2 protein-coding genes are annotated in these 2,394 nt (G+C 62.5%); both read left to right on the top strand.

Annotation, left to right across the window (positions count from 1 at the left end):
* Window positions 1–116: 116 nt before the first annotated feature.
* On the top strand, window positions 117–1,685 hold the full coding sequence (istA, locus tag ACSQ3Z_RS37230; protein WP_436173950.1) for an IS21 family transposase: 1,569 nt from the start codon (window positions 117–119) through the stop codon (window positions 1,683–1,685).
* Window positions 1,618–2,352, top strand: a complete 735-nt coding sequence (gene istB, locus ACSQ3Z_RS37225; protein WP_436173087.1) for an IS21-like element helper ATPase IstB — start codon at window positions 1,618–1,620, stop codon at window positions 2,350–2,352. The genes istA and istB overlap by 68 nt, the downstream gene beginning before the upstream one ends.
* Window positions 2,353–2,394 lie beyond the last annotated feature (42 nt).

The following is a 2,394-nucleotide window of genomic DNA, read 5'->3' as shown; positions in this document are numbered from 1 at the left end:
TGTGATTTTTCGTGGAATGAGGACCCTGTTTAAGGGGTGATTTTCGTCCAAACGGGACCCCTTAACGTGGGGTCATCAAGATGCCTCCGGTTTGGTCGGAGGCATTTGTGTTTTGGATGTTGGTTGTGGAGACGATTGCAAAGATACGCCGGCTGTCGCTGGTGCAGGGGAAGTCGATCAAAGCGATCTGCCGGGAGCTGAAGATCTCCCGGAAGGTGGTGCGCAAGGTTTTGCGTTCCGAGGAGACAGAGTTCCGCTACGAGCGCAAGCATCAGCCTTATCCCCGGATGGGCGCCTGGCGTGACGAGCTGGATCGGCTGCTGTCGGCGAATGCGGCCAAGTCTCAGCGGGAGCGGCTGACACTGATCCGCATCTTTGAGGAGCTTCGCGGCCTCGGCTATGACGGCAGCTACAGTTCGGTGTGGCGACATGCTCAGAGCTGGGAGGCGGATCGCGGCAGCGCCGCGGCCGAAGCCTACATTCCGTTGAGCTTTGCGCCGGGCGAGGCCTACCAGTTCGACTGGAGCCACGAGATCGTTCTACTCGACGGCGTGACGGTAACGGTGAAGGTGGCGCACATGCGGCTTTGCCACAGCCGTATGTTCTTCGTGCGGGCCTATCCGCGCGAAACGCAGGAGATGGTGTTCGACGCCCATGACCGGGCGTTCAGCTTCTTCCGCGGCGCCTGCACGCGCGGCATCTACGACAACATGAAGACGGCGGTGGACGCGATCTTCATCGGCAGGGATCGCCGCTACAACCGCCGCTTTGCGCAGATGTGCGGGCATTACCTTGTCGAGCCGGAGGCCTGCACGCCGGCGGCCGGCTGGGAGAAGGGGCAAGTCGAGAACCAGGTCGGGCTGGTGCGCGAGCGCTTCTTCACACCGAGGCTGCGCTTCAAGACGCTGGAGGATCTCAACGGCTGGCTGGCCGACAAATGCGTTGCCTATGCCAAGGCGCATCGGCATCCCGAACAGGGCGAGCGCACGGTCTGGGACGTATTCGAAGAAGAGCGCGCCAGCTTCATTCCCTATGCCGGTCGCTTCGACGGCTTCCATTGCATTCCCGCGTCGGTGTCGAAGACCTGCACGGTGCGCTTCGACAACAACAAATACTCGGTGCTGTCGAGTGCCGTCGGCCGGCCGGTCGAGATCCATGCTTATGCCGACCGGATCATTATCCGCCAGGACGGCGTGGTCGTGGGCGAGCATGCCCGCTGCTTCGGCCGCAACGAGGTCATCTACGATCCCTGGCACTACGTGCCGGTGCTGGCCCGTAAGCCGGGCGGATTGCGCAACGGCGCGCCGTTCCTTGGCTGGGTCCTGCCGTCGGCAATGGAGAAGGTGCGCCGCAAGCTCAAGGCGGTTGATGACGGCGACCGGCAGATGGTGTCGATCCTCACCTGCGTGCTGACCGACGGATTGAGCGCGGTCGAGGCCGCCTGCCAGGAAGCCATTGAGCACGGCGTCTCGTCGGCGGCGGTGATCCTCAACATCCTGGCCCGCAGCCGCGATCCGGCGCCGGGCACGATCCTTTCCATTCCACAGGCGCTGAAGCTGGCTCACGAGCCGATCGCCGACTGCGCCCGTTATGACAGCCTCAGGAGGACGAACAGCCATGGAACGCACCGAAGTACTGGAACTGATGGGGGCGTTGAAACTCTTCGGGATGCGCTCGGCCTATGACGAGATCATGGGCGTCGCCATTAAGCGGCAGCACGAACCGCCGAAGATCGTCGGCGATCTGTTGCAGGCCGAGATATCGGAGAAGCAGGCCCGCTCCATCAAGTACCAGCTCACCGTCGCCAAGCTTCCGCTGGCCAAGGATATCGAGGACTTCGATTTTGCCGGCACGCCGGTCAACGAGAGCCTGATCCGCGACCTCGCCGCCGGCGCCTTCGTCGCCGATCAGCGCAATGTCGTCCTGGTCGGCGGGACAGGCACCGGCAAGTCGCATCTGGCGATCGCCATTGCCCGTTCTCTCATCCGCAACGGCGCACGCGGGCGCTTCTTCAACGTTGTCGACCTCGTCAACAGGCTCGAGACCGAGACCCGTGCCGGCCGGCAGGGCCGCATTGCCGATCATCTTACCCGGCTCGACTTCGTCGTCTTCGATGAACTCGGCTATCTTCCGTTCGCCCAGGCCGGCGGGCAGTTGCTCTTCCATCTGGTCTCAAAGCTTTACGAACGCACCAGTGTCATCATCACCACCAATCTCGCCTTCGGGGAATGGCCAAGCGTCTTCGGCGACGCCAAGATGACAACCGCGCTGCTCGACCGCCTCACTCATCACTGCGAGATCGCCGAGACTGGCAACGAATCCTGGCGCTTCAAAAGCCGATCTCAAAGCTGAAGTCGAAAAGCCAATCAGCCGCACCCGATCAGGCTGTGCAAC

The sequence above is a fragment of the Mesorhizobium sp. LjNodule214 genome (assembly GCF_964252735.1).
GTDB lineage: Bacteria > Pseudomonadota > Alphaproteobacteria > Rhizobiales > Rhizobiaceae > Mesorhizobium.
This window is presented reverse-complemented; position numbering and strand designations above follow the sequence as displayed.